The organism is Chitinophaga sp. CB10, from assembly GCA_001870995.2.
Taxonomy (GTDB): Bacteria; Bacteroidota; Bacteroidia; order Chitinophagales; family Chitinophagaceae; genus Chitinophaga.
In genome coordinates this window covers 25,409-49,206 of record MLAV02000025.1, presented here as the reverse complement: position 1 = coordinate 49,206, position 23,798 = coordinate 25,409, and the positions used below count along the sequence as shown (strand labels likewise).

At 53.0% G+C, this 23,798-nt stretch carries 19 protein-coding genes; 13 read left to right on the top strand and 6 right to left on the bottom strand.

Annotation, left to right across the window (positions count from 1 at the left end; all coding sequences use genetic code 11):
- The first annotated feature begins 90 nt into the window (after positions 1-90).
- A complete protein-coding gene (locus tag BOC67_RS24300; protein WP_291914670.1) occupies positions 91-564 on the top strand; it encodes a redoxin domain-containing protein in 474 nt (157 codons plus the stop codon).
- A 1-nt stretch (position 565) separates the two neighbouring features.
- On the top strand, positions 566-1,084 hold the full coding sequence (locus BOC67_RS24295) for a thioredoxin domain-containing protein (RefSeq protein WP_291914669.1): 519 nt from the start codon (positions 566-568) through the stop codon (positions 1,082-1,084).
- Here BOC67_RS24295 and BOC67_RS24290 read toward each other — a convergent pair whose 3' ends face one another.
- Complete coding sequence (locus tag BOC67_RS24290; protein WP_291914668.1) at positions 1,085-1,435, bottom strand: cupin domain-containing protein; 351 nt, start codon at positions 1,433-1,435, stop codon at positions 1,085-1,087.
- Between the two features lie 68 nt (positions 1,436-1,503).
- Here BOC67_RS24290 and BOC67_RS24285 point away from each other — a divergent pair, with 68 nt between their 5' ends.
- Positions 1,504-2,475 (top strand): DUF1080 domain-containing protein, encoded by a 972-nt coding sequence (locus tag BOC67_RS24285; RefSeq protein ID WP_291914666.1) that lies wholly within the window; start codon positions 1,504-1,506, stop codon positions 2,473-2,475.
- Positions 2,476-2,603: 128 nt separating this feature from the next.
- Here BOC67_RS24285 and BOC67_RS24280 read toward each other — a convergent pair whose 3' ends face one another.
- Entirely contained in the window at positions 2,604-3,119 is a 516-nt protein-coding gene (locus BOC67_RS24280) for a GNAT family N-acetyltransferase (protein WP_291914664.1), read from the bottom strand.
- A 643-nt stretch (positions 3,120-3,762) separates the two neighbouring features.
- Between BOC67_RS24280 and BOC67_RS24275 the strand changes: the two genes are divergently transcribed.
- From BOC67_RS24275 to BOC67_RS24260, 4 genes are read left to right on the top strand one after another with little or no spacing between them, the layout of a single operon-like run.
- On the top strand, positions 3,763-7,047 hold the full coding sequence (locus tag BOC67_RS24275) for a TonB-dependent receptor (protein ID WP_291914662.1): 3,285 nt from the start codon (positions 3,763-3,765) through the stop codon (positions 7,045-7,047).
- 19 nt (positions 7,048-7,066) lie between these two features.
- Entirely contained in the window at positions 7,067-8,902 is a 1,836-nt protein-coding gene (locus BOC67_RS24270; RefSeq protein WP_291914659.1) for a RagB/SusD family nutrient uptake outer membrane protein, read from the top strand.
- 30 nt (positions 8,903-8,932) lie between these two features.
- A complete protein-coding gene (locus BOC67_RS24265; protein ID WP_291914657.1) occupies positions 8,933-11,776 on the top strand; it encodes a SusC/RagA family TonB-linked outer membrane protein in 2,844 nt (947 codons plus the stop codon).
- Positions 11,777-11,797: 21 nt separating this feature from the next.
- A complete protein-coding gene (locus BOC67_RS24260; protein WP_291914656.1) occupies positions 11,798-13,516 on the top strand; it encodes a RagB/SusD family nutrient uptake outer membrane protein in 1,719 nt (572 codons plus the stop codon).
- A 78-nt stretch (positions 13,517-13,594) separates the two neighbouring features.
- Here the strand turns inward: BOC67_RS24260 and BOC67_RS24255 are convergent, their stop codons facing one another.
- The 3 genes from BOC67_RS24255 to BOC67_RS24245 all read right to left on the bottom strand — a co-directional run bounded on the left by BOC67_RS24255 (position 13,595) and on the right by BOC67_RS24245 (position 16,507).
- Positions 13,595-14,662, bottom strand: a complete 1,068-nt coding sequence (locus tag BOC67_RS24255) for a linear amide C-N hydrolase (RefSeq protein ID WP_291914655.1) — start codon at positions 14,660-14,662, stop codon at positions 13,595-13,597.
- Positions 14,663-14,770: 108 nt separating this feature from the next.
- Complete coding sequence (locus BOC67_RS24250; protein ID WP_291914654.1) at positions 14,771-15,223, bottom strand: hypothetical protein; 453 nt, start codon at positions 15,221-15,223, stop codon at positions 14,771-14,773.
- Between the two features lie 90 nt (positions 15,224-15,313).
- Positions 15,314-16,507 (bottom strand): serine hydrolase, encoded by a 1,194-nt coding sequence (locus tag BOC67_RS24245; RefSeq protein WP_291914652.1) that lies wholly within the window; start codon positions 16,505-16,507, stop codon positions 15,314-15,316.
- Positions 16,508-16,614: 107 nt separating this feature from the next.
- Here BOC67_RS24245 and BOC67_RS24240 point away from each other — a divergent pair, with 107 nt between their 5' ends.
- From BOC67_RS24240 to BOC67_RS24220, 5 genes are all read left to right on the top strand, one after another.
- Positions 16,615-17,721, top strand: a complete 1,107-nt coding sequence (locus BOC67_RS24240) for a Gfo/Idh/MocA family oxidoreductase (protein WP_291914651.1) — start codon at positions 16,615-16,617, stop codon at positions 17,719-17,721.
- Between the two features lie 103 nt (positions 17,722-17,824).
- Positions 17,825-19,408 carry a DHA2 family efflux MFS transporter permease subunit gene (locus tag BOC67_RS24235; protein WP_291914648.1) on the top strand — a complete coding sequence of 528 codons (1,584 nt, stop codon included), beginning with the start codon at positions 17,825-17,827 and terminating at the stop codon, positions 19,406-19,408.
- 39 nt (positions 19,409-19,447) lie between these two features.
- A complete protein-coding gene (locus BOC67_RS24230; protein ID WP_291914646.1) occupies positions 19,448-19,900 on the top strand; it encodes a MarR family transcriptional regulator in 453 nt (150 codons plus the stop codon).
- A 2-nt stretch (positions 19,901-19,902) separates the two neighbouring features.
- A complete protein-coding gene (locus BOC67_RS24225; RefSeq protein ID WP_291914645.1) occupies positions 19,903-20,739 on the top strand; it encodes a hypothetical protein in 837 nt (278 codons plus the stop codon).
- Positions 20,740-21,094: 355 nt separating this feature from the next.
- Positions 21,095-22,048 carry a hypothetical protein gene (locus BOC67_RS24220; protein WP_291914642.1) on the top strand — a complete coding sequence of 318 codons (954 nt, stop codon included), beginning with the start codon at positions 21,095-21,097 and terminating at the stop codon, positions 22,046-22,048.
- Positions 22,049-22,183: 135 nt separating this feature from the next.
- Here the strand turns inward: BOC67_RS24220 and BOC67_RS24215 are convergent, their stop codons facing one another.
- Positions 22,184-22,777 carry a porin family protein gene (locus tag BOC67_RS24215; protein ID WP_291914639.1) on the bottom strand — a complete coding sequence of 198 codons (594 nt, stop codon included), beginning with the start codon at positions 22,775-22,777 and terminating at the stop codon, positions 22,184-22,186.
- A gap of 166 nt (positions 22,778-22,943) precedes the next feature.
- Here BOC67_RS24215 and BOC67_RS24210 point away from each other — a divergent pair, with 166 nt between their 5' ends.
- Complete coding sequence (locus BOC67_RS24210) at positions 22,944-23,795, top strand: NAD(P)-dependent oxidoreductase (RefSeq protein ID WP_291914636.1); 852 nt, start codon at positions 22,944-22,946, stop codon at positions 23,793-23,795.
- Positions 23,796-23,798 lie beyond the last annotated feature (3 nt).

Below are 23,798 nucleotides of genomic sequence, written 5' to 3'. Positions count from 1 at the left end.
CAATTTTAGTGAAAATAAGATAAAGAACAAAAGCCGCAGCTGGCTGTTTTAACAATTAATACTGTAGTTCAGACATTAAAAAAGGAAATTATGATACTAGCACCCAACACACCTGCGCCGGATTTTGAGTTAAATAGCACGCCGGACCAGCGATTGAAGCTCTCGGATTTGAAAGGGAAAAAAGTGATCCTGTCGTTCTACCCGGCGGACTGGAGCCCCGTTTGTTCGGACCAGTTAGCCCTGTACAACGAAACGCTAAACATATTCCGTGAAGCAGGAGCGGAGCTGCTGGGGATTTCGGTGGATAGTAAATGGAGCCACCTGGCATTTTCGCAGGATAGGAAATTTCACTTCCCCCTCCTGGCCGACTTTGAGCCGAAAGGCGCCGTAGCAAAGCAATACGGCGTGTATAACGATAAGACGGGAGAGGCGCACAGGGCGCTCTTCGTCATCGATGAAGACGGGGTGATTCAATGGAGCTATCAATCCCCGGATGGCATCAATCCCGGTGCGGACGGCATCCTCGACGCGCTTGAACAATTAAATAACCGTAAAAACAAATAGCATGGCACATTTAAAAACAGCGGTAGGTAAGGACGATCACAAGCTGGGCAATCCCAACGCATCAAAAGTACTGGTGGAATACGGCGACTACCAGTGTTCCCACTGCGGCATCGCTTTCCCGCACATCAACCGGTTACTGGATAATTACGGCGATGAGATATTGTTCGTATTCAGGAACTTCCCCTTGCAGGAATCGCACCCCGCGGCGATGATGGCCGCACTGGCCGCCGAAGCCGCCGGTAGGCAGGGCAAGTTCTGGGAAATGCATGATATGATTTTCGAACACCAGGACAGCCTGAGCGCTGATACCCTGATCAACCTGGCGGAGAAACTGCACCTGGATATGGAGCAGTTCTCCAACGATTGGCGCAGCCAGGAGCTGCTCAAGCGGGTGGAAGGCGATTTTGAAAGTGGTTTGCGCAGCGGTGTGAATGGCACGCCTACTTTCTTTTTGAATGGCGCCCGTTATGATAATTATGATGAAACGTATGCTTCGCTGGAGCAGATGATGCGGGAGTGATTACCCCTTCAAAAAATCCTCACGGTGAGGGCTAAACGTATCAATCAACACCCCCGCCTCCAAACAAGTACACCCATGCATCACATTCGACGGCATATAACACCCGTCGCCGGCACGGATCACCCGCGTTTCATCGCCAATGGTGAATTCAAAGGCGCCGCTTTCCACATAGGTCACCTGTGTATGCGGATGCTGATGCATGGTACCCACCGCTCCTTTTTCAAATTTCACTTTTACCAGCATCACCCGCTCATCGTATCCGAAGATCTGGCGCTCAATGCCGGGGGACGGCTGTTCCCAGGGTATTTCCTTTTCAAACTGGAAGATCTGGCTTTCTGCTTGCTTACTCATCGATGTGATTCATTTTGGGTAAAATTAATTTAAATATATATTATCTTGTCTGCCTATAATCGGAACATATGCGAAAGAACTTGTTACTATTAGGTATGAGCTGCCTGTTATCTGCCGGAGTAGCCTCCCGCGCAGCAGCGGCAGCACCTGCGGCAACCGTTATGCAGGCAGTGGACAGTAAGGCGCTGATCGGCCGTTGGGACATTACCGTTGATGAAGACGGTAAGCAGCTGCCCAGCTGGCTGGAAGTAAAGCTCAGCGGCACGCGTACCCTGGTGGGATATTTTGTTGGCGCCAGCGGCAGCGCCCGCCCGGTGGCTAAAGTGAACTTTGATAATGGTAAATTCAGCTTTACCATTCCACCGCAGTGGGAGCGGGGCGACCAGGACTTCGTCATCGAAGGTACCGTAGCCAACGAAACCATCAGCGGTACAATCACTACCAGTGAAGGTAAAAAATACAATTATACCGGGAAGAGAGCGCCGCTGCTGGTGCGCGATAAAGCGCCCAAATGGGGCAAGCCTGAAAATCTCTTCAACGGGAAGGACTTAACCGGCTGGAAACCTACCGGCAAAGTGAACCAGTGGATCGTAAAAGATGGCATACTCACCAGCCCTAAATCCGGCTCCAACCTGGTGTCCGAAAAAACGTTCAACGATTTTAAACTGCATGTGGAGTTCAGGTACCAGGCTGGTAGCAACAGCGGCGTGTACCTCCGCGGCCGGTACGAAACCCAGATAGAGGATAGCCCTAAAGGCGCGCATCCTTCCTCCGTATTATTCAGCGGTATCTATGGTTTCCTGGCGCCAAGCGAGATCAACGCGCTGGGCCCGGGCCAGTGGCAGTCGTACGACATTACCCTGATCGGCCGTATGGTAACAGTGGTGGTGAATGGTAAAACCGTCATCTCCAACCAGGAGATACCCGGCATTACCGGCGGCGCGCTGGATAGCGATGAAGGAGCGCCCGGACCAATTTACTTCCAGGGGGATCATGGTCCTATTGAGTTCCGCAAGGTGGTGATAACGCCTGCGTTATAATTCTCTAAAATTATCAGGAGGGTGTATCTGTTACTGGTGGCAGGATGCGGATACACCCTCTTTCATTTAATTATTCATGCGCTGTACAGCTGGCTTGTCCTCATCCTTCCCGCTATACAGCGCACATACTACCCCTTCCTCAACTTATCTAAATCTGCCTCATACAACAATAACCGCTCCTCATGCTCCCGTTGGATTTCCTGCTTAAAACTAAGCCCCAGCTTCTCCAGTAATCGGATAGAGGGCGCATTGTTAGGTAATACAGTGGCATACAACACCGGCTGCCTGCTGTTCGCGATCAGCCCATCCATCACACAGCGGGCCGCCTCAAACGCATAGCCGTTACCGGTGTACTGCGGCAGAAAAGCGTACCCGATGTCCTTATAGGGCAAATACGTCCGCTGGATAAGACTGATCATGCCAATCGGAATGGACGTAGCCTTCAGATACACCACATAATAATCAATATCCGGATTGCCGTTAATACGCTGAATATAAGCCCTGGCATCCAGGATCGTATGTATATGACGCTCTCCTATAAACGTTTTCCACCCATCCGTATTCAGTAACTCCAGGATGAAAGGAGCATGGTGTAAAGTGAGGTCTTTTAGCTGCAGCCGATAGGTATCAGTATTAAAATTCATAGTTATAAGATAAAGATTTTTATTGGCGGAGAGTCTGTTTCCGGCGTTTTAGTGTATAGCTTGATAAGTAAGAAAGTAATTTATAAGTTACATTTAAATGCCTAAATTTACGGATAACCCCTTCATCTAACTAGGTCTGCAGAACTTTTCCCTCCTGTTTTTTTATGTTTTCTGCCTTTCCTGCTTGCATTTCAGAGGGATTAAAAGTAATATTGAAATATATTTCTATTCTCATAAGCAAAACTGGAAACTATGCCTCCCATCTTTTATGGGAGGCTTTTCTTAGCAATCCGAACAAAATTGATTTAGCAAAACGATTTTCCATTTTTCAGGCATTCCAGGGAAATTTTTAATTCCCCGGGGTATAATTATAAATTCTCAAAAAAGCATATTATATTAGCAGCCTGAGAGTCACCCAAAAAAACACGCTCGACATTTCCTTCCAGTAAGGAGCTGTTTTTTTATTGAACCAAAATCAAATCCACGTTGTGACAAAGGTGATTCTCTTACCTCACGTAAGTGCTTTCCGTTTATCTGTCGCGTTGGTTTTTTCGATGAATTCCTCCTAGTAGGGAATGATCGTAAAAAGTCACGTCTTAGAAATTCCATTATTAAGTCAGCCAAAATTTACAGCGTAAACTGTATGCGACACGTAAACACTCTACAGTGCCTGCTATCTCTATTCCTAATTAGTTCTACCGCTTCGCAGGTCAAAGCACAATCCCGAATTATCAGCGGTAGTGTAAAGGATGAAAAGAATACGCCGCTACAAGGCGTAACGGTTAAAATCAGGAACTCCAACCTCGGCGCCACCACCGACAGCAAAGGACACTTCTCCTTTGCCGCCTCCGGCAATCCTGATTCCCTGATCATCACTTTCATAGGATACAATCGCGAGGCCGTCAGCCTTGCCGCTTCCTCTAACTTTAACATCACGCTCGTACCGGCAACAACCGGCCTTACAGACGTTGTGGTGGTAGGCTACGGCCAGCAGAAAAAAGAATCTGTTACGGCAGCCATCTCCACCATCTCCTCCAAAGAACTGGTGCAGTCCCCCGTGGCAAACATCAGTAATGCCCTCGCAGGGCGACTCTCCGGCCTGACCGCCGTGCAAACCAGCGGTAAGCCCGGTGCGGATGCCACCACCCTTTATGTACGCGGGGTAGGTACCTATACCGGCAACACCACCCCACTGGTGATGGTGGACGGCGTTGCGCGCGATTCCTACAACGACATTGATCCGAACGAAATCGAAACGCTCAGCATCCTCAAAGATGCCTCCGCCACCGCCGTGTACGGGGTGCGCGGCGCCAACGGCGTTATCCTTATCACCACCAAACGCGGTAAATCCGGTGCGCCTAAAATCAGCGCATCCGCCCAAACCGCTATCAGCAACTTCGCTGCCATGCCCGATTTCGTAGGGGCGTACGACTACGCCACGCTTAAAAACGAGCAGTCGTTCCAAACCTACTGGGTCAACCACGCCAAAGATGCCGATATCAAAACATGGGACGATTTCGTGAAAAAAAGAGAAGCCAACTGGGTCAAAGAAGCCAACACCTATTTTTCGCCGGAAGATCTCAAGTATTTCCAAAATGCGCATACGCCTACAATCGATGGCAAAACGAATCCCTACTATGATCCGTACTTCCACCCGGACGTAGACTGGAAAAGCCAGATATTTAAAAAGTATGCACAGCAACATCAGGTCAACACCAATATTACCGGCGGTACAAATTCAGTTAAATATTTCGTGTCCTTTGGATACCTCAACCAGGGCGGTATGTTCAATACCGATTACATGCCCTTCTCCAATGAGATGCAGTTTAAAAAGAACCGGTATAACCTTCGCGGCAACTTCGACTTCGATGTCAATAAGGATTTCAGGATATCCCTGGACCTCGGTACGCAATACGTGACCATCACAGGTATGGACAACGATGCCTACATCTGGGAAAAAAGGGTGCTATGGTCTTCCCCGATGTCCTCCCCGGGTATCATCGACGGGAAGTTCCTCATCCCTTATACCCAAAGCACCAACGACCAAACAAACCCGTTGTATGCCATCGCCAACTCCAACAACTATAATATTACCAATAACAGTACGCTCAACTCTACCCTGAAACTTTCCTATAAACTGGACTTCATCACACCCGGTTTATCCGTAAACGCCAGGGGCGCGTATGACAGCTACTTTTCTAGTCGCACCGGCGGTAAAGCCTACCCGGTGCTGTACAACTTCCGCCCGAACCCGAATGGGGACAAGCTGGATCCCATCATCTACCGCGTGACAGACATCCGCCCCAACGAAAGGTGGAGCGACTGGTACAACGGCAAGTGGCGTAAAATCTATACGGAGCTGTCCATCAACTACAACCGCACCTTTGGTAAACATGCAGTAACGGGCCTCCTCCTGGGTAACACGGAAAAACTCCATGATCCCAACCTGGTGCCAGACCTGCCGCATGCCTACCTCGGCCTCGCCGGCAGGGTAACCTACGGCTACGCCGGCCGCTACCTCGCAGAGTTTAACATGGGCTACAACGGTTCTGAGAACTTCCCGGAAGGGCAGCGCTATGGCTTCCTGCCGGCGGTCTCCGCGGGATGGGTGGCGACCAACGAAAACTTTTTCCCAAGGAATGAAATCCTCACCTACCTGAAAATCAGGGGCTCCCTGGGTAAAGTAGGTAACGATAAAATCACCATCCCCAACACCAATACCCAGGCCCGTTACCTCTACCTGCCGGATGCATGGGAATATACCGGCGGCTATAACTTCGGTACGCTTACGGATCGTAACTATATACAAGGCGCAGGGGAAGCTACCCTCGGTAACCCTAACGTCACCTGGGAAACTTCCACCAAAGGCAACATCGGTTTTGAAGCGCGCTTCTTCCACGACAAGCTCTCCATTACCTACGATCACTACAACGAAAAGCGGGTGGATATCCTCTCCTACAAAGGCACCGTACCCGGCGTACTCGCCGCCACGCTGCCGGCCTACAACCTGGGCTCCGTAAGGAACTGGGGCAACGAAGTCGAAATCGGCTACAATGATCGTATAGGCAGCAAGGTTACCTACTGGCTCAAAGGCAACCTCTCCAATACCAAAAATGAAATCCTCTTCAGGGACGAAGCCATCATCCCCGGGCTCGAATACCAGGCCGCTACCGGCCGCCCGATCGGGCAGGGCTCCTGGCTGCAGGCAAACGGCCTGTACACCTCCTGGGGCGAACTCTACAAACTGGATGGCAACGGCAACCCCATCCTGTCCGAACCTATACCCGCCCTCAACAAGCTGGGCAAGTCCTACACTAACGCGGACGGCAATACGGTGTACCAGAAGGACCTGGGCTATGGCGGCGTGCCGCTGCAACCCGGCGAAGTACGCCTTATCGACTACAACGAGGACGGACGAATCGATGAAAAGGATTTCGTAAGGTCAGGCAATACCAGCATCCCTAAGATTACCTATGGCGTTTCCCTGGGCTTCAGCTACCAGGGCTTCGACTTCTCCGTACTCTTCCAGGGCGTTGCCGGTACGGCCAGGTATGCCATGCAAAACCAGCTGCACTTCAATAAACAGGAATCCCTCTTTGATGTGGACCTCAACCGCTTCACCGAAGAGCGCTATAAAAACGGGGAAAAGATCGACTTCCCGATTGCAGGGTACAACATGTCCGGCGCAGCCAATACCTTCTTCCTCATCAACACTTCCTATACCCGTTTGAAGAACATGGAAATAGGTTATACCGTAAAGGCAGACCTGCTCCGCCGCATCGGTATCGGCTCCGCGCGCATCTATGCCAACGGTAACAACCTCGCCACCTGGTGCCCCAAGCCTATCTGGGGCGATCCGGAAAACCTGAACTACATCGGGTATCCTATTACGCGTACCTACAACATCGGTTTAAACGTGAATTTCTAATTTGAAAATGCTGTTAAGTATGAAAAGAATATATATACTGATGCTGATGTTGGCCTGCTGTATAGCCGGCATGCAACTGAGCAGCTGTAAGCGCGACTTCCTCGAGAAACCGAAAGGAGGTACCGTGACGGTGGACACGATTTTCCACACCATGAACCAGGCACAGTATGCAGTAGCGCAGATGTACAACCTCTGCATCAAAAGCGGCTTCCCCGGTAACGATCCCGGCAACTCCCGCCCCGAAATAATCACGGACGCCTTATATATCGTATATCCCGGCTATAACTGGGCCTGCGCTACCATTAATGCCGGCCCCTATAACGGGGGGAATATGTCGCCCTCCGCGAGCATTGATCCCAGCTTCACCGCCCACTACAAAGGCATCCGCCAGGCCAACCTCGTGTACCGTAATATAGACATGGTCACCGACGCCACGGATGAATGGAAGCGCGATGTGAAAGGCCAGGCCGTATTTTGCCGCGCCATGCAGCACTACGAACTGTTTCGCCTCTACGGCGGCATCCCCATCGTAGGCCAGGTGCTCAACAGCGAAAACATGATGGTTAAGCGCAGCAGCCTGCAATCCACAGTGGATAGTATTGTGAAATGGTGCGATGAAGCCGCCTCCCTCATGCCGCCTACCCGCCCTTCGGTAGACTTTGGCCGCGCGACCGCCATTGCGGCGCTGGCGCTGAAAGCCAGGGTGCTGCTCTATGCCGCCAGCCCGGTGTACAACACGCCGCCTGCCATGGCAAACATCGCCAACCAGATCCGGTTTAACGATGCGCGCGACTCCGTACTCGCTTACCCCAGCTATGATAAAGAACGCTGGAACATCGCCGCCAAAGCCAGCAAAGCAGTGATCGACGCGGCCGCCGCCGCTGGTCACGCGCTGATGTACGGCCCTAACAGCAATCCTGTTTCCACTGGCAACAGCTATGATACCTATGGCAACTACCAGCTGATGTACAGCCGCTATGCCAACCAGGAGCTGCTGTTTGTAAACACCTACGCACAGGCCAGTTCCAGCGCAGGCTTCGACTGGAGCCAGTACCTCTCCGCCAAACTCCTGATGCAGTCCTGGGGCGTGAAAAACAACCCGCCGGTAGAGTTCATGGAGCTCTATGAAAAACGGGACGGCACGCCGTTTAAATTCCCGGAAAGCGGTACGGACCTCCCTGCGGACGTGAAAGCCTGGAACCTCGATCCCCGCTTTTATCAAACATTCGCCTACGATGGTATGCTCTATAACAGCGGTAAGGCGGGTATCCTCAATTACTACAAAGCGGGTCCCGGCGTGAGCGCCGGCAACCTTTCCAGCAGCGACGTCGGGCCGGATGGCTATGCATTTGAAACCTACAAGTTCGTGGAGCACCTGGCCACCGGTAATGGTAACGACAGTAAGCATTTCGCCTGGATCATTTTCCGCCTCGGTGAGTTTTACCTCAACTATGCGGAAGCGCTGAACGAATACCAGGGCCCTTCCGCTGAAACGGATTTCTACCTCAACGAAATCCGCAAAAGAGCAGGCATGCCGGAGAAGCATCCCGGCAGCCAGGACGCCTTCCGCACCGCCATCCACAACGAGCGCGCCGTGGAGCTGGCCTACGAAGGGCAGCGTTACAATGACCTGAACCGCTGGATGGAAGCGCATATCAAAGGCAACCTGCTACTGCATGGCATTGCCACCACGGGCAACAAGGTTAACAACGTAATACTCCGCAATTATGAAAAGGTAGTGTTCATGCAACGCCGCTACCCGATGAAGTACTACTACGTTCCATTCCCTTATGCTGAAGTGAGTAAAAACTACCTCGGCGGCGAAGGCTGGGATGGCCAAAACCCTGGATGGTAACAGCATTTGCAACCTTAATTAGAGCCTAACATGAAAAGACAATATATCAGCATATTATCCTTATCCCTGCTGGCCGGATGGAGTCACGCGTACGCACAAACGACGCCTGCGGACACCGTGAAGGTACAGCAGTCAGGAAGCGACAAATTGGTAGACCTGGGCATGCGCAGCGAAAAGCAATGGCGCACCACCGCCGCTACCTATACTATCACCGGCGATGACCTGGCCCGTACCTCCGCGGCCAACCTACTCAATGCCTTGCAGGGCCGCATCCCCGGCCTCACCGTGGTTACCGGGTCCGGGGAGCCCGGCTATGATAACCCCACGCTCTATATCCGCGGCGTCAGCAGCTGGAATGTAGGCGGCAACCGCCTCGCTATATACCTGGACGGATTCCCGGTGGACCTGGGCGCACTCACTCCCTTGTCCGCCTACGAAGTGGAATCAGTCACCATTCTGAAAGATGCCGCCGCCAATGCCATCTACGGCTTACAGGGCGGCACGGGCGTGCTGAGCGTGCGCACCAAAAAAGGATACCAGAGCGAGCGTATTCAAATCACGGCGAACGGCCGCTATTCCGTGATGACGCCTATCCAGCTGCCGCAGGTGATGAACGCGTACGACTATACGCGCCTCTATAACCAGGCCCTTGCAAACGATGGCCTGCCGGCAAAGTATCCTAATCCTGACCTCTACAAAGCCGCCAACGATCCCGTACATCCGAATGTAAACTGGTATGATGAAGTGCTGAAGAAAACCTCCATCCTCCAGGATTATAACCTCACGTTCAGAGGCGGGTCCGACAAGGCCCGGTACTTTGTATTAATGGGTTATACCGATTATTCCGGCATCTATAAAAACGCGGATGCCATTGACGTGGATTACGGCACCAATGCGAAATACAAGCGCATTAACCTCCGCGCCAATGTGGACCTGCAATTGAGCAAGAACCTCTCCGTAGGCGTAAACCTCAGCGGTATCACGGAAGACAGGACTACGCCCAACGGCTTCAGCGCCGCCACCGTGTTCAATAACCTGAGCCGCATCCCGGCTGCGGCCTTCCCCGTGAAGAACCCCGATAATACCTGGGGCACCAACGGCGTGTACGGCTTCAACCCCGTGCAGTTACTGCAACAGAGCGGTTCCTACAACTCGCATGCGCGTAACCTGCAAACGGCGCTGAATATTACCGAGCGCCTCGATCACATCGTAAAAGGCTTATCCCTCAATGGTTTGATATCTTTCAACAACCAGTACACCGGTACCTACCAGAAGATATTTACCGTTAAGTCGGCCGAGCTGCTGAAGGATGTTAATGACCAGGCCATCCTGGACGCCAAGGGAAATTATACCTACAAAACTTTCGGCGCTATCAGCCAAAGCATCAGCGATGGCGGCAACCAGCACTGGCAGCACAATACCGTGCAGGTAGGCGTAAACTATAACCGTGGTTTTGGCGATCATACCTTCTCCGGCGCTGTACAGGCCAGGAGGGAAAACTACACGCACGAAGGGCAGGTATATGCCGTGCGTACCCAGGGGCTGTTCTCTTATCTCACCTATGATTACAAGGGTAAGTACATTGTAGACCTCTCCGGCAGTTACAGCGGCGCGGCGGATTTTGCGCCGGGCAGCCAGTACGGATTTTTCCCCGCTGTGGGCGCAGGCTGGATACTGACCAATGAGCAGTTCCTCCAAAACCAGCAGGTGGTCAACTTCCTGAAGCTGCGCGCTTCCTATGGCAAAACCGGCAATATCAATGAGGACAACCGCTTCCTCTTCGAAAAATGGGCAGTGAGCGGTAACGGCTGGTACACCGGCGCTGATGCCGGCAGCTCCCAGGGAGGCCGGCTGGAAGGGGCCAACCCCAACACGGCGTTTACCTGGGAAGCCAAAACGGCTGTAAACTTTGGCGTGGAAGCGCAGCTGCTGAATAAACTGAGTTTCACGGCGGATGTATTCCACGAAAAGCGGACCGGCATCCTGCAGGCGCCTGCCAATGTGCCTATCTTCACCGGTTTCCGCTTCCAGCGCCTGAACACCGGCGTAGCGGAAAACAAAGGCTTCGAGGCGGCGCTGACCTGGAAGGATAAAGCAGGCGGGTTTGAATACTATGCCGGCGCTACCGGCGCATTTGCCCGGAACAAAATCCTGGAAATGGCGCAGGACGCGCAACCCAATGCTTATCTCTACAACCAGGGCTACCGCATTAACCAAATGCGCGGGCTGCAATGGGCGGGCTTCTACCAGCAAGCCGACTTTGACGCCAACGGCGTGCTGAAGGAAGGCGTGGTAAAAACCAGCTACACCGTGCCTAAGCCGGGCGACCTGAAATTCGTTGACCAGGATGGCAACGGCGTGGTAAATGAATACGACATCGTTCCCATGAAGTTTACCAAACTGCCGGAAATAACGCTGGGCTTTAATCTTGGCTTTAAATACAAAGGGTTTGATATGGATGCATTCCTGCAGGCAGTGATGAACCGCACCATCTCCCTGCTGGACGACGCGTATGACTATACGCATCCGTTTGTCAACAACAACAATATCACCATCTTCTCCAAAAACGCCTGGACGCCGGAAAACGCCGCCACGGCTACTACGCCGCGGCTCTCCACCTTCAATAACGTTAACAACAACGTTAGCTCCGATTTCTGGATGAGGAACGGCAACTTCCTGAAGCTGCGCAGTTTGGAGCTGGGATATACTTTCCCGAAAAAAGGTTTCCTGAAGAAGATGAATACACTCCGCGTATTCCTCATCGGTAACAACCTGTTCACTATCGACAAGCTGGATGATATGGAAGCTGAAAGATTATCAATGGGCTATCCGCTGATGAAATCCTACAGCTTTGGGTTGAATGCCAGATTCTAGTACTGATAAAATTACCAGCAAATGAAAAAGATCACCATCATGATAATGGCAGTGGCAGGACTGTTGATCAGCGCCTGTCAGAAGGATTTTCTGAACGTAAAGAAGATCGATGCCAATATACCTGTAGACTTACTGTATTCCAACTATCCGTACTACCAGAGCGCGGTGTACAACGCCTACTCTTACCTGCCGGATGGTTTGAACAGGTCCATGAACATGGAAGCGGCGTCCGACTTCGCGGAATGCACCAGCGTACTGGACCCTTCCCAGGTTTTCAACCTCGGCATCTGGAACCAGTACAGCAATCCCGATGATGTTTGGAACAACAACTTCCAGGGCATCCGCCAGGCTAACCTGGTGCTGAAGAATAAACCGATGGTAAGCCTGCAATACAAGCTGGACAGGATCATTGGTACGGACAGTACGGATTATAAAAACTCCGTGGCCTGGCTCAATTATTCTGAAGGCGGCATGTATTTCCTGAAAGCGTTTTACTATTTCGAACTGGTGAAACGCTATGGGGGCGTGCCTATTATGGATACGGCGCTGGATTTCAGCAACCCCGGGGGCTACGAAAAAATGCAGCGCAACACCGTGGATGAATGTATCAAATACATTGTAAGCCTGTGCGATAAAGCGGCGAAGATAGTGCCCGTTTCCTCCGGCAATGGTTACGACCAGGGGCTGGTATTGCGCGGCGCCGTGCTGGCGCTTAAATCCAGGGCGTTGTTGTATGGCGCCAGCCCGCTTTTCAAAGAGGCCGGTTCCACCGCCACCTGGGAAGCCGCTGCGGCCGCAGCCAACGAGGTCATTGCACTCAAGGTGTACTCCCTGGAAAACAACTATAAAACCATTTTTGGCGCCAGCAATGTGAGTTCCAAAGAAGCGATCTTTTATAAGCGGTACGGCGCTACCAACTTCTTTGAATTTGCAAACTACCCGATCGCCTTCCAGGGCAGCAACGGGAATAGTTTGACGCCCACGCAAAACTATGCGGACGAGTTTGAGGTGGTGACCCGCGACGGCGCCGGCAATCCGCTCAGCGCCGAGCCTTTCAGCTGGAACAATCCAACCCATAGGGCAAACCCCTATGCCAATCGCGATCCCCGGCTGGATTCCACCACCTATCACAACGGCTCCCGCTTTGTAGGATTCGCCACCAGTACCATCGAAACGTTCACCGGCGGTTCCAGCGGCTTACCGAAGCAGAATGCCTCCAAAACCGGCTATTACCTGGCTAAATACGTAAACCCTGCGATCAACCTGAACAACGGCGGCTCCGGTACCACCACGGCGCATGCGTATATGTATTTCCGTTATGCGGAAGTATTGCTGAACTATGCAGAAGCCATGTTCAACGCCTATGGCGCTACCGGCGATCCGCAGGGCTATGGCATGACGGCCCTGCAGGCCATCAACGCCGTGCGCAGCCGTTCCAGCGTTAAGATGCCGCCTTATACGGCAGGCAACCTGACGACAGCCGCTATTCAGCATGAGCGCGCGGTGGAACTGGGCCTGGAAGGGCACCGCTTCTGGGATGTGCGCCGTTACAAAAAAGGAGTGGAGTTATTCAACGCGCCGGTGTACAGGATCCTGATCACGAAAAACGGGAATGCGTTTACCTATGAGCGGGTGAAGCTGGAAGACCGGGTGTACCAGGCTAAAATGGACTGGTATCCGATTCCCCAGGCGGAAATTACCCGTACCGGCTGGAAGCAGAATGATGGCTGGGGACAATAAACTTTTTGTTGATTTGTACCGATATATGTAAAGGATAGGTCCCGCGTCTGCGGGACCTTTTTTTATGAGTGCTGTCAATTAAATATTCGGATCGGATGGCGATAAAAATTTAAATGCCGGCGTATTCACAAAGGATGCCACGGCATTGCCCGCATAGGTTTCTCCTTTCGTCAGCTTCAATTTTTTCACGGGCGCTTTTTCCCGGAAATCCACATCTTTAAAATTCACCCAGAAGGTATTGGGCGTAAGCGCCGTTTCAAAGAAGTACACCAGGTTCTTCTGGTCCGAAACGCAGCGCCAGCGCGTGGTAGAGATGTTGGGCTGATTTTCCGTACTGATGCCGTAAGGCACGGAACAGTTGCGTACCACGCTGAATACACTGGCCACGCCTACCCGCTGATCCGCCGTTTTCGGAATGGCATCGATGTAGAAGGACGCGCGCACAAAGCGGTCCGCCGCTCGGTTGGTACCCGGCAGCATGGTAGTGCCGCCAATTTCCTTCCAGTATTCATTTAGGGCCAGTTGTTTATCGAAGGTGGGAGAGTTGGTCATCACGTTATAGGCCGGATCCTCATGGATAACCAGTTTCCCGTTGAGGTATTCCAGTACGGCGTTATCGCCGGTGGCGTCGGAAATGGAGAGGTGCAGGGTGGCAAGGCGGTCTTCCCCCGGCGTTTTATCCGTTACGATCATGAACTGCTCTTTGCGCATTTCTGCCACGGCTTCTTTCACGGTGGCAAAGTTGTCCAGCATGTATTGCACCCATCCGGCAATCGACAGGCCGGGCTTGGATTTATCCCATTTCGGATATTCGGATTCCACCAGCCAGAGGAGGTTGGCCACAAACCCTTTTTCATTCATACCATCCGTGCTGCAGATGTCGTAAGCCGCAGCTACCACGCTGCCATATTTGGATTTCCATTTGATGGTATTGGCGCCGGTAGCCCCGTCCCGGTTGATGCCGCGGGGAAATATCCAGAGGTTTGTTTCAATATCGTTTTTCCAGTCCATGGACCTCCCCGTGAGGATGAGGCCATCCAGGCCCTTGTACATGACGCGGGTGCAGGCATTGCCGGGCCGCGTGAAACCGAGGAAGCCAGCCAGTACCAGGGCAAAAATGCCGGTTTTCATAAGTTTTCTGATCATAAAGCAATGTTTTGGACTGCTTTATGAACACCTTAACCGGCAAATAGTTGCGCTGCGCAGTAATTTGCCACGCGCCGGCAGTGTACGCGCCACGCGTGGCGGATCGGTTTACAGTATCAGGTTAATGGAAAATACGCCCAGGTTAATATCATCGGTCGTTACTGTTTTGGTGGCGGTAGTTTGCAGGCTGGTGCCCAGCACCGTGCCGGCTACAGTAATGATATCTCCCGGCTCGCACTGGAACTCCAGCGGCACTTGCTCATTATTAAAGCACAGCACCGGCACAAAGGTGGCGACAGGTTGGTTTTGGCGGGACATATGCACGTAGGTATTGCTGATCAGGAGTTGCCCCGCGAGCGAGCATACATTTTGCGGCAGCCCCAGGAGCGAAATCACGTTTACCCGGATCAGCACCGGCGAGAGGCGCTTTGCCGGCGCGCAGCCGGAGAAGGTTTTGCTCAGGTACCACAGGCTGCCGGAATGGTTACCGGTAACAGCGTTAGCGGAGGGCATGGCCAGGCAAAGGAATGCCCCGAAAAACAAGGTCTGGATTCTTTTCATAGTCTTCATTTTGAGGGTTTGTATAATGAAATTTTTTTGAGAGAAAATTTACCGTTACCATGCAAAACCGTCCCGTCGTGGCTGGCCTGCCTACTCCGGCACTGCCTCCAGCAACAGCCCCACCATATCGCCCACCGCCTTACCGTCAATCCATCGCACTACCGCTACCAGCTGGTGTTCCGGGTCCACGTAAATAATATTGGCGCCGTTACCTATATGGATAAACGAAGAGGCAGGGGCCTTTGGCGCCAGCTTACGATCGGTGTTTAAAAACCAGTTCATATAGCCGTAACCGTTATTCGCTTTGGTAGGCGTGAGGGATTGGGTGATCCATTCGTCGGATAGCAGCCGGCGCCCGTTCCAGACGCCCCGGTGCAGGGTGAGCAGGCCAAAGCGCGCCATATCGTACGCATTGATGTACATGCCGCCGCCCCAGTGGCCGCCGCCGCTGACGGATTGCACCGGCTGCCCGTCCAGGATGATCCAGGCGTTGTGGTAGCCCATCCACCGCCAGGTGTTGGATGCGCCGATGGGGTCCATGATGGCGGTTTTCAATACCTGTGGCAGCGGCTTGCGCCAGACGCTGGTGGCTGCGAGGGCAAGGGCGTTTACCCGCACGTCGTTGTATTTCCATACGGCGCCGGGCGTATGCCTGGCGCGGTTCTTCCAGGTGGCGAAGTTGCTGTCCGGCCGGTCCGCCCAGTCAGGCTTGCCCCACAGCGTGCCCTCCCAGTCGCTCGTTTGGCGCAGCATCACTTCCCAGGTGAGGGTACGGTTATGCGGAGAGGCAAACGGCGTTATCACTTCGGACGGCTGCCCGGGATGATAGACTTCTATTGGCGGCATATAACGGGCTACGGTGTCGGTTACACGCCGGATCAAACCGCTGTCTACCGCAACGCCTACCACGGCTGATAAAAAACTTTTCGTAACGCTGTTCGTAATATCCACGCGGGAGGGCTGCCCCCATTCCGCCACGATGTAGCCTTTGTAAATAATGATCCCTGAAGGGTCCGCCCGGTCGATCAGCGTGCCCACCGGCTCGCTGTACGGCTCTTTGCCGAAGGATTGCCATTGAGCGGAGTCCATATTCCTGCTTTGTTTGGACTCATGCGCGATGGCGTATTGAATGGCGGCATGCAGCTTTTCCGGCCGTAACCCCATAGCGGCAGGCGTTTTATGCTCCCAGGCTCCGGGAGGAGGGAAATAGGGCCCTGGCAGATTGTGTTGCGCCTGTGTAGCGAGGACGGGAAACAGCAGGCAGTGCAGGATTAATTTCTTCATACCTAAAAATAAAAGAATGTTAAACGCAAAACAAGTGAGCGGACCTCAGCCATTTTTAATCAGGTGATTTTTTTGTATTATTAATCCTTAACTATCCATTCCACATTATGAACTCAAGACGCAGTTTTATTCAGAAAGTCGCGCTGACGGCCGCCGGCTTACCCTTACTCCGCTTCCAGTCGCTGGCCGCGCCGCCCGCAGCAGAGGAGCCCGTACTACGCGTGGCGCTCATGGGCCTCGGCGGCTATGCGAATCGTGTAGCGGACGCCATGAAGGCCTGTAAAAAAGCAAAGCTCGTAGGCGCTATCAGCGGTACGCCGGCAAAGCTGACGGACTGGCAGCAACGCTTCGGCATCCCGGAAAAAAATTGCTACAATTACGAGAACTACGACCAGATTAAAAATAACCCGGACATCGACGTGGTGTACATCACCACGCCCAACGCCCTGCACCATCCGCAGGTACTGCGTGTAGCCGCTGCCGGTAAACATGTGATCTGCGAAAAGCCGATGGCGCTCAACGCAAAGCAAGGCCAGGAAATGGTTGACGCCTGTAAGAAGGCGGGCGTACACCTCCTCGTAGGCTACCGCATGCACTTTGAACCCAAGACGCTGGAAGTGATCGGGATGCGCAACCGCGGGGAATTCGGGAAGATATTCTTCTTCCAGGGGCAATGCGGTTTTCGTATAGGCGACCCCACCCAGTGGCGGCTCAACAGGGAACTGGCCGGCGGCGGTTCCATGATGGACATCGGCATTTACGCCGTAAACGGCGCCCGCTATATGGTGGGGGAAGAGCCCATCTGGGTCACCGCGCAGGAAGTGAAAACCGATCCCATGAAGTTCAAACCCGGGGTGGATGAAACTATCCAGTTCCAACTGGGCTTCCCCAGCGGGGCAGTCGCCTCCTGCCTCTCTACCTACAACATGAATTACCTCGACCGCTTTTACCTCAACGGGGAAAAAGGCTTCGCGGAAATGCAGCCCTCTACCGGCTACGGGCCTATTAAAGGCCGCACCAACAAAGGGGAACTGACCGCGCCGCATCAAACCCATCAAACCATCCAGATGGAAGAAATGGCCGATATTATCCTGCGCGGTAAACAACCGCTGATCCCCGTGAATGGAGAAGAAGGCGTGAAGGACCTGAAGATTATTGACGCCGTGTACGCGGCGGTGAAGAGCGGAGGGAAGGTGCCGCTGAAATTAGTATAATTTTTAAATTATTGAATATCAGTAAGTAGTGAAAATGCTTTCCAGATAGTTTGAATTCAAACAGTTTTAATCTTAACTTTGTGCTGCAAATTCAGACAACATCATGGAACAGCAGCTTCCTTCGCTTGTAGAATACGGCAGCAGGCGGGCGATCATCACCATCACTGCCGTAGTTTGTGCCTTACTGGAAATTATAGACACTACGATTGTAAACGTTGCCCTGCCGGATATGCGCGGCAGCCTGGGCGCTACCCTCAACGAGGTGAGTTGGGTGATCACCGCTTATTCCCTCGCCAACGTGATCATTGTGCCGATGACCAGCTGGCTCTCCCAGCAGTTTGGCCGGCGGAATTACTTCGCCGCATCGGTTATCATTTTTACCATCTGTTCATTTTTGTGCGGTAATGCTACCAATATCTGGGAGCTGGTACTGTTTCGCTTTGTGCAGGGCCTGGGCGGCGGCGCGCTGCTCGTAACATCCCAAACGATTATTACGGAAAGCTGGCCGACGGAAAAACGGGCTACTGCCCAGGCCATCTATACGCTGGGCGTGATCGTAGGGCCTACCCTGGGGCCGCCCCTCGGTGGTTATATCATCGACAACTACGCCTGGCCATATATTTTTTACATCAACATTCCCGTGGGCATCATTGCCGCGCTGCTGACGCTGCAGTATGTAAGGAGTCCGCAATACGAAAAGAAACGCAGTGTGAACGAGGTGGACTGGCTCGGCATCTTCCTGCTCACCGTGGGCATCGGCTCCCTGCAGTTTGTGCTGGAAAAAGGGCAGGAGGAGGATTGGTTCAGCAGCTCCCTGATCGTAGTACTGTCCGTACTGGCGGTATTCGGCATCTTCTTCTTCATCTGGCGGCAATGGGTGTACGCGCATCCCATCGTGGAGCTGCGGGTGCTGCGCAACGGGAATCTTCGTATAGGCGTCATGTTATCCTTTATCATGGGCTTCGGGCTCTTTGGCTCCACATTTGTGATCCCGTTGTACACGCAGTCGCTCCTGGGATGGACGGCCCAGCAATCCGGTATGCTGCAGCTGCCCAGCACCATTTTCGTAGCCGTGATGATGCCGGTGGTGGCGGTGCTGATTCAGCGGGGCGTGCCGCAGAAGTACCTTATTGCCGTAGGGATGACGGTATTCTTTATATTCAGTTTGCTTTCCTATAAAATAATCGGACCGGATACCAGCGCCGGGGATTTCTTCTGGGTACTGATCATCCGCGGGTTTGGACTGGGATTATTGTCCGTACCCGTCAGCACCATGTCCCTCTCCACGCTGAAAGGCAAGGAAATTGGCCAGGGTGCGGCGTTTTCAGGGATGATGCGGCAACTCGGCGGGGCGTTCGGGGTGGCGTTGATTTCCACCTTCGTTACCCGGCAAACGGACTATCACCGCGCTACGCTGGTGGAGCACCTGGACGTGAATAACCCGGACGTGGTGAACCGCATTGCGCAAACTGCGGCGAGCTTCCGGGCCAGGGGGATGGACGTGGGGCTGGCGCAGCAAAAGGCGTATGCCCTGATGGATGCCGGGGTGATGAAACAGGCCACCATCCTGTCGTACATGGACGTATTCCTTTGGGTGGGCGTGATGTTCCTCGTTTGCGTGCCTTTTGTGCTACTGTTTGTGAAGTCCACCAAAAGTAAAGTGAACCTCTCGGATGCCGCCCACTAATTTTTCCGGCGTGTGGCCGAATACAATATATTTGTTGATATGGAACCTACAAAAAACTTAACGGAGCTGGCCCGTGACCTGTGGCGCGAAATGGCGGAGATGCGCAATTCGCTGCGGCAGTACGTGCATGTAAAGATTAAGGAAAACAACTGGGACATCAGCATGGAGCTGGTGGAAATCCTCGGGCTGGTGTACCGGCGGGGAGGGCTCAACCAGCAGGAGATCGCAGATATTATTGTAAAGGATAAATCCAGCATGACCTACCTGATCGACAACCTGGTGAAAAAAGGGTTGGCGGAAAGAACGGAGGATCAGCGCGACCGCAGGAATAAACTGATTTATATTACGGAGAAGGGGAAGTTGCTGATGGAAAAATTAAATCCCTGGGTAACGGAGATGTATGAAAAAGCTACCCGGGAATTACAGACCAAGGATGTGCTGAATGCCCTCTCTGTAGCCCGTAAAATGAACGAAAATCTGAAGCAATTATAACGATGAAAACATTACTGATACCCGTAGACGCCAATACTACCGATTTTGCGCTGATAGATTTTGCAGCGGCCTGGGCAACGCAGTACAAATATGAACGGGTGGTGCTGTTACAATCGCTGTACGAAAATGTGTTCAGCACCATGGCCATGTCCGCCGACTACGTGGCGGTCAACCCGGACAATATTTCCGACTGGCGGGAAGATGTGATGTGGAAACTGAACGACCTGGCGCAGGCCCTGCAAAAGAAGCTGGGGGAAAGCGTGGACGTGAAAATGGCCTGGAGCGAAGAGCCGCTGCTGCGCGCCATTGCGTGGGCCGTCAGGGAAGATGCGCCCCAGCTGATCCTGCTGCAAAATAAAAATAGCGACGACCCCATCAGCGCATTGCTGATAGCCATTGCCCGGACCAGCCCCGTAAGGTTGCTGGTGGTGCCCGCCGGCATGGCTTATCAGCCTGTTACGAAAGCGCTCATCCCGGTGGACTTCAAAGCGTTCAAAACCCTGGATAAGATGCAGACTTTCCAGCAATCGCCCCTCTGGGTGCCGGAGGAGCTGATTGTGCTCAACGTGGATCCCCAGCAGCATTACTTACAGCCCTCGCCGGAGTTCAATACGGCTGTCAATACCGTCAAGACGTATTTGGAACGGTATAATTACCGCATTGAGTACAGCAGCGACAATGACATTATCAGCGCCATTGTGGATTATGCGGATCATCACCAGGTAAGCCTGATTGTAGCATTGCCGGGTAAGCACAGTTTCCTGTACTCGCTGACGCATAAAAGTATTTCGGAGGGGATTTACAAGGCGGCCAGGCTGCCGGTTATGATCCTGAAGTGATTTTGGGGGAACAAGGGATGAAATACCATACATGTTCCAAAAAAGTGTCCTGGTAGAGAAAACAGGACGGGTACTTGTCGTCTTGAGCAAATAGAGTCGTCACTGGATGTACGAGTTCGTAGAGTCATTAGCGTTATACAAAACTAATAGCCGCGGCAATTTTACGGCAGGGTGAAAACACCCTTTTTGCACGGGGGAAAATCACCTGTTTGGGGGCGGGGCCTGGGATCCTGTTATTTCCCCCGGTCCCCGGTGGCCCTGCCAGGAAATTTTCAGCACTTTTTAAGGTGGGCAAACCAAAAAAATCCCCACATTTGCACCCACAATTGCTAGTAGTTTCCATAATATTTATTCCATGAGGTTCCTCTTACCTTTCCTTGCCGGCCTGCTGACGGCCGCCGGCAGCTATGCCCAATCAGACGTTGTGCTGAAGAAAAAAACCGTAGGTGATACCGTACTGCTGCCCGCCAGGGACCTCGTTCTCCCGGATCCCTTCCATGGGGAAAAAGCCCTGGAGGCGCTGTTTCCCGGACGACACTACAATCTCTCCACCGCCGCCTATAAAAATGAAATGATCAACTGGACCTGCCCTACCTGTAAGGCAGTGACTTACCCGGATGCCAATGAGGACGAAGTGCTGCCCTTCCCCTATAAGAACGGGGTGGCCACGCGCCTGATCAACACCATGGACTTCCGGGACTCCACGGGGATGCAGTACAAAGTGATCAGCTTTAACCACTCCGAGTTTGAGGAAGACGGCTTCCAGACCTCCCGCTTTACGGGCGGCCTGCTCGGCCTGGCCAAATTTGTGAAGACGGATGCCGGCTGGAAGTTGCGGATGTATGCCCCCGCCATCAAAGCCTATGGCGCGTTTAGTCAATGCCCTACGCCTAAAGCCCTGCTGATCGGGCAGGACCAGTATGCGTTTGTGATCAAACACAGCAACGGCCCTGGTGGCGGACCTTTCTACAGCACCCTGTATATGATTGCCGGCATCAATGGTACTTACCAGCAGATCATGGCGGCCTTTGCGACGGAGAAGAGCGGCGGCGATCCGGAGGAAGGGGACCTGAGTAAATGGACCAGCACCTATGCCGTGCCGGCCAGCGATAAAAAGTATTTCAGGGATATCGTGATCACGACGAAAGGAAACTATGATACGGCGGACCTGGAAGGATTTCCGCAGGAAGTAGCCAGCCAGTTGAAGAAGAGTAAGAAGTCAGGGAAGTTTGTGATGGTGCAGCGCTATGTTTATAAAGGCGCGAAAGGGTATGAGCTGCAACCTGGCATACAGGTAAAGGTGAATTGATGAGATGATGGCGGCGCGTAACTGGCCCGGCCGGGTGCGCGCTGCGGAAGTTATTGGATGGCTGCGATTTCCATTGATGCCGCAAGCGCCTGTTATTTAACGGCTGCATGGATTTACTGCGATTTTCACCCCCGGTTATTTAATATCTACCCCTATTCCCACCTGTATCTGCTGCGATTTCCATTGATACCGGTCGTCAATCCCGTTGATATTGGAAAGCCCCTGTACAAACCGCCCATAGAAATGCACCGGCTGCACGTTCAGGGTCAACCCGGCGGATAACCCGAAATTGCTGCGTTTGAACGCATCGCGGTTGTACATCAGCAGGTCCTCATTGCTGTAAAAAAGGATGCTGTATTCAGGCCCCGCATTAAGGGTGAAATAACGGTTAAGGTTATACTTTAACAACAGGGGGATGGTCACATAGCCCAGTTGAACCTTTGCGCTCCCCTCGGGGTTGTTATTGCTGATGTATTTGGCGCTGAAGTTGGCATCGCGGGTAGCGTTGGCCTGCGAGTACTGCAGCTCCGCCTGCACGCCCACTTTCCGGTTGAAGTCCCAGGAGCTGAGCAACCCCAGCTGGATACCGGGTTTGTAGCCCGGCTTGATGCCTTCGCCGGTAATCTTGAACAGGTTTGCGCCCGCCTTGGCGCCGAAATGCAACCCCTGGCCATAGGCATGCAGGCATCCTGCCAGCAGCAACAAGGGTAAGATCATCCGCTTACTCATACAATGGGTGTTTTTAACAGGAATTCTTGTTGCCAACATACCAACTGTAACGGATTATTGAAGGTACAAATAGACCATCCGGGATTTTTTAGCTATTACCGGCGTAATTCCCTCGTCCGGTTTTTTGCTATCTTTAAAATTGCAATAAAGTAATAAACACAGACTTATGATAGCATTTTTAGGAATGGGCCTTTTGGGTTCCAATTTCGTGAAAGCCTTACGTAGAAGAGGAGAGGACGTGCAGGTATGGAACCGCACGGCCTCCAAAGCAAAAGCATTGGAAGCAGATGGCGCGGTAGCCTTCGAACAGGTGGCGGATGCCGTGCGCGGCGCTGACCGTGTACACATCGTCGTGAAGGACGATGCCGCAGTGGACGAAGTGCTAGCCAGCGCCCTGCCGGGATTACAACCGGGGGCCATCATCGTGGACCACACTACCACCAGCCGGGAAGGCGCTATTAAACGCACGGCCGACTGGCAGGCGAAAGGTTTTACCTACCTGCATGCGCCGGTATTTATGGGCCCTGCCAACGCGCTGGAAGGCAGCGGGTTTATGCTGCTCTCCGGGGACCAGTCCCTCATTGCCAAAATGGAACCGCTGCTGGCGCCCATGACCGGGAAGCTCTTAAACCTCGGGGAGGAAACAGGCCGCGCTGCCAGCCTGAAACTGATCGGTAACCTCTTCCTCGTTACCTTCACCGCCGGCCTGGCAGATACCTTTGCGCTGGCCAAAGCGCTGGAAGTGCCGGTAGATGCGGTGGCTGAACTGTTTAAAGTATGGAACCCCGCGAACACGCTGCCTACGCGAATCCAGCGTATGACCGGCGGCGATTACAGTCAGCCTTCCTGGGAACTGAACATGGCCCGCAAGGATACCGGCCTGTTCATGCAGGAAGCGGCGCAGGCAGGCGTGCCGCTGAATATTATTCCTACTATCGCCCAGGTGATGGATCAGTGGATCGCCAAAGGCCATGGCAACCAGGACTGGACAATCATCGGCAGCGGCGCAGTAAAATAAACA

Bases quoted from the DNA above. Each gene is read 5' to 3' on its own strand.
- BOC67_RS24300 (WP_291914670.1), top strand. From the start codon at position 91: ATGATACTAGCACCCAACACACCTGCGCCGGATTTTGAGTTAAATAGC.
- BOC67_RS24295 (WP_291914669.1), top strand. From the start codon at position 566: ATGGCACATTTAAAAACAGCGGTAGGTAAGGACGATCACAAGCTGGGC.
- BOC67_RS24290 (WP_291914668.1), bottom strand. From the start codon at position 1,435: ATGAGTAAGCAAGCAGAAAGCCAGATCTTCCAGTTTGAAAAGGAAATA.
- BOC67_RS24285 (WP_291914666.1), top strand. From the start codon at position 1,504: ATGCGAAAGAACTTGTTACTATTAGGTATGAGCTGCCTGTTATCTGCC.
- BOC67_RS24280 (WP_291914664.1), bottom strand. From the start codon at position 3,119: ATGAATTTTAATACTGATACCTATCGGCTGCAGCTAAAAGACCTCACT.
- BOC67_RS24275 (WP_291914662.1), top strand. From the start codon at position 3,763: ATGCGACACGTAAACACTCTACAGTGCCTGCTATCTCTATTCCTAATT.
- BOC67_RS24270 (WP_291914659.1), top strand. From the start codon at position 7,067: ATGAAAAGAATATATATACTGATGCTGATGTTGGCCTGCTGTATAGCC.
- BOC67_RS24265 (WP_291914657.1), top strand. From the start codon at position 8,933: ATGAAAAGACAATATATCAGCATATTATCCTTATCCCTGCTGGCCGGA.
- BOC67_RS24260 (WP_291914656.1), top strand. From the start codon at position 11,798: ATGAAAAAGATCACCATCATGATAATGGCAGTGGCAGGACTGTTGATC.
- BOC67_RS24255 (WP_291914655.1), bottom strand. From the start codon at position 14,662: ATGATCAGAAAACTTATGAAAACCGGCATTTTTGCCCTGGTACTGGCT.
- BOC67_RS24250 (WP_291914654.1), bottom strand. From the start codon at position 15,223: ATGAAAAGAATCCAGACCTTGTTTTTCGGGGCATTCCTTTGCCTGGCC.
- BOC67_RS24245 (WP_291914652.1), bottom strand. From the start codon at position 16,507: ATGAAGAAATTAATCCTGCACTGCCTGCTGTTTCCCGTCCTCGCTACA.
- BOC67_RS24240 (WP_291914651.1), top strand. From the start codon at position 16,615: ATGAACTCAAGACGCAGTTTTATTCAGAAAGTCGCGCTGACGGCCGCC.
- BOC67_RS24235 (WP_291914648.1), top strand. From the start codon at position 17,825: ATGGAACAGCAGCTTCCTTCGCTTGTAGAATACGGCAGCAGGCGGGCG.
- BOC67_RS24230 (WP_291914646.1), top strand. From the start codon at position 19,448: ATGGAACCTACAAAAAACTTAACGGAGCTGGCCCGTGACCTGTGGCGC.
- BOC67_RS24225 (WP_291914645.1), top strand. From the start codon at position 19,903: ATGAAAACATTACTGATACCCGTAGACGCCAATACTACCGATTTTGCG.
- BOC67_RS24220 (WP_291914642.1), top strand. From the start codon at position 21,095: ATGAGGTTCCTCTTACCTTTCCTTGCCGGCCTGCTGACGGCCGCCGGC.
- BOC67_RS24215 (WP_291914639.1), bottom strand. From the start codon at position 22,777: ATGAGTAAGCGGATGATCTTACCCTTGTTGCTGCTGGCAGGATGCCTG.
- BOC67_RS24210 (WP_291914636.1), top strand. From the start codon at position 22,944: ATGATAGCATTTTTAGGAATGGGCCTTTTGGGTTCCAATTTCGTGAAA.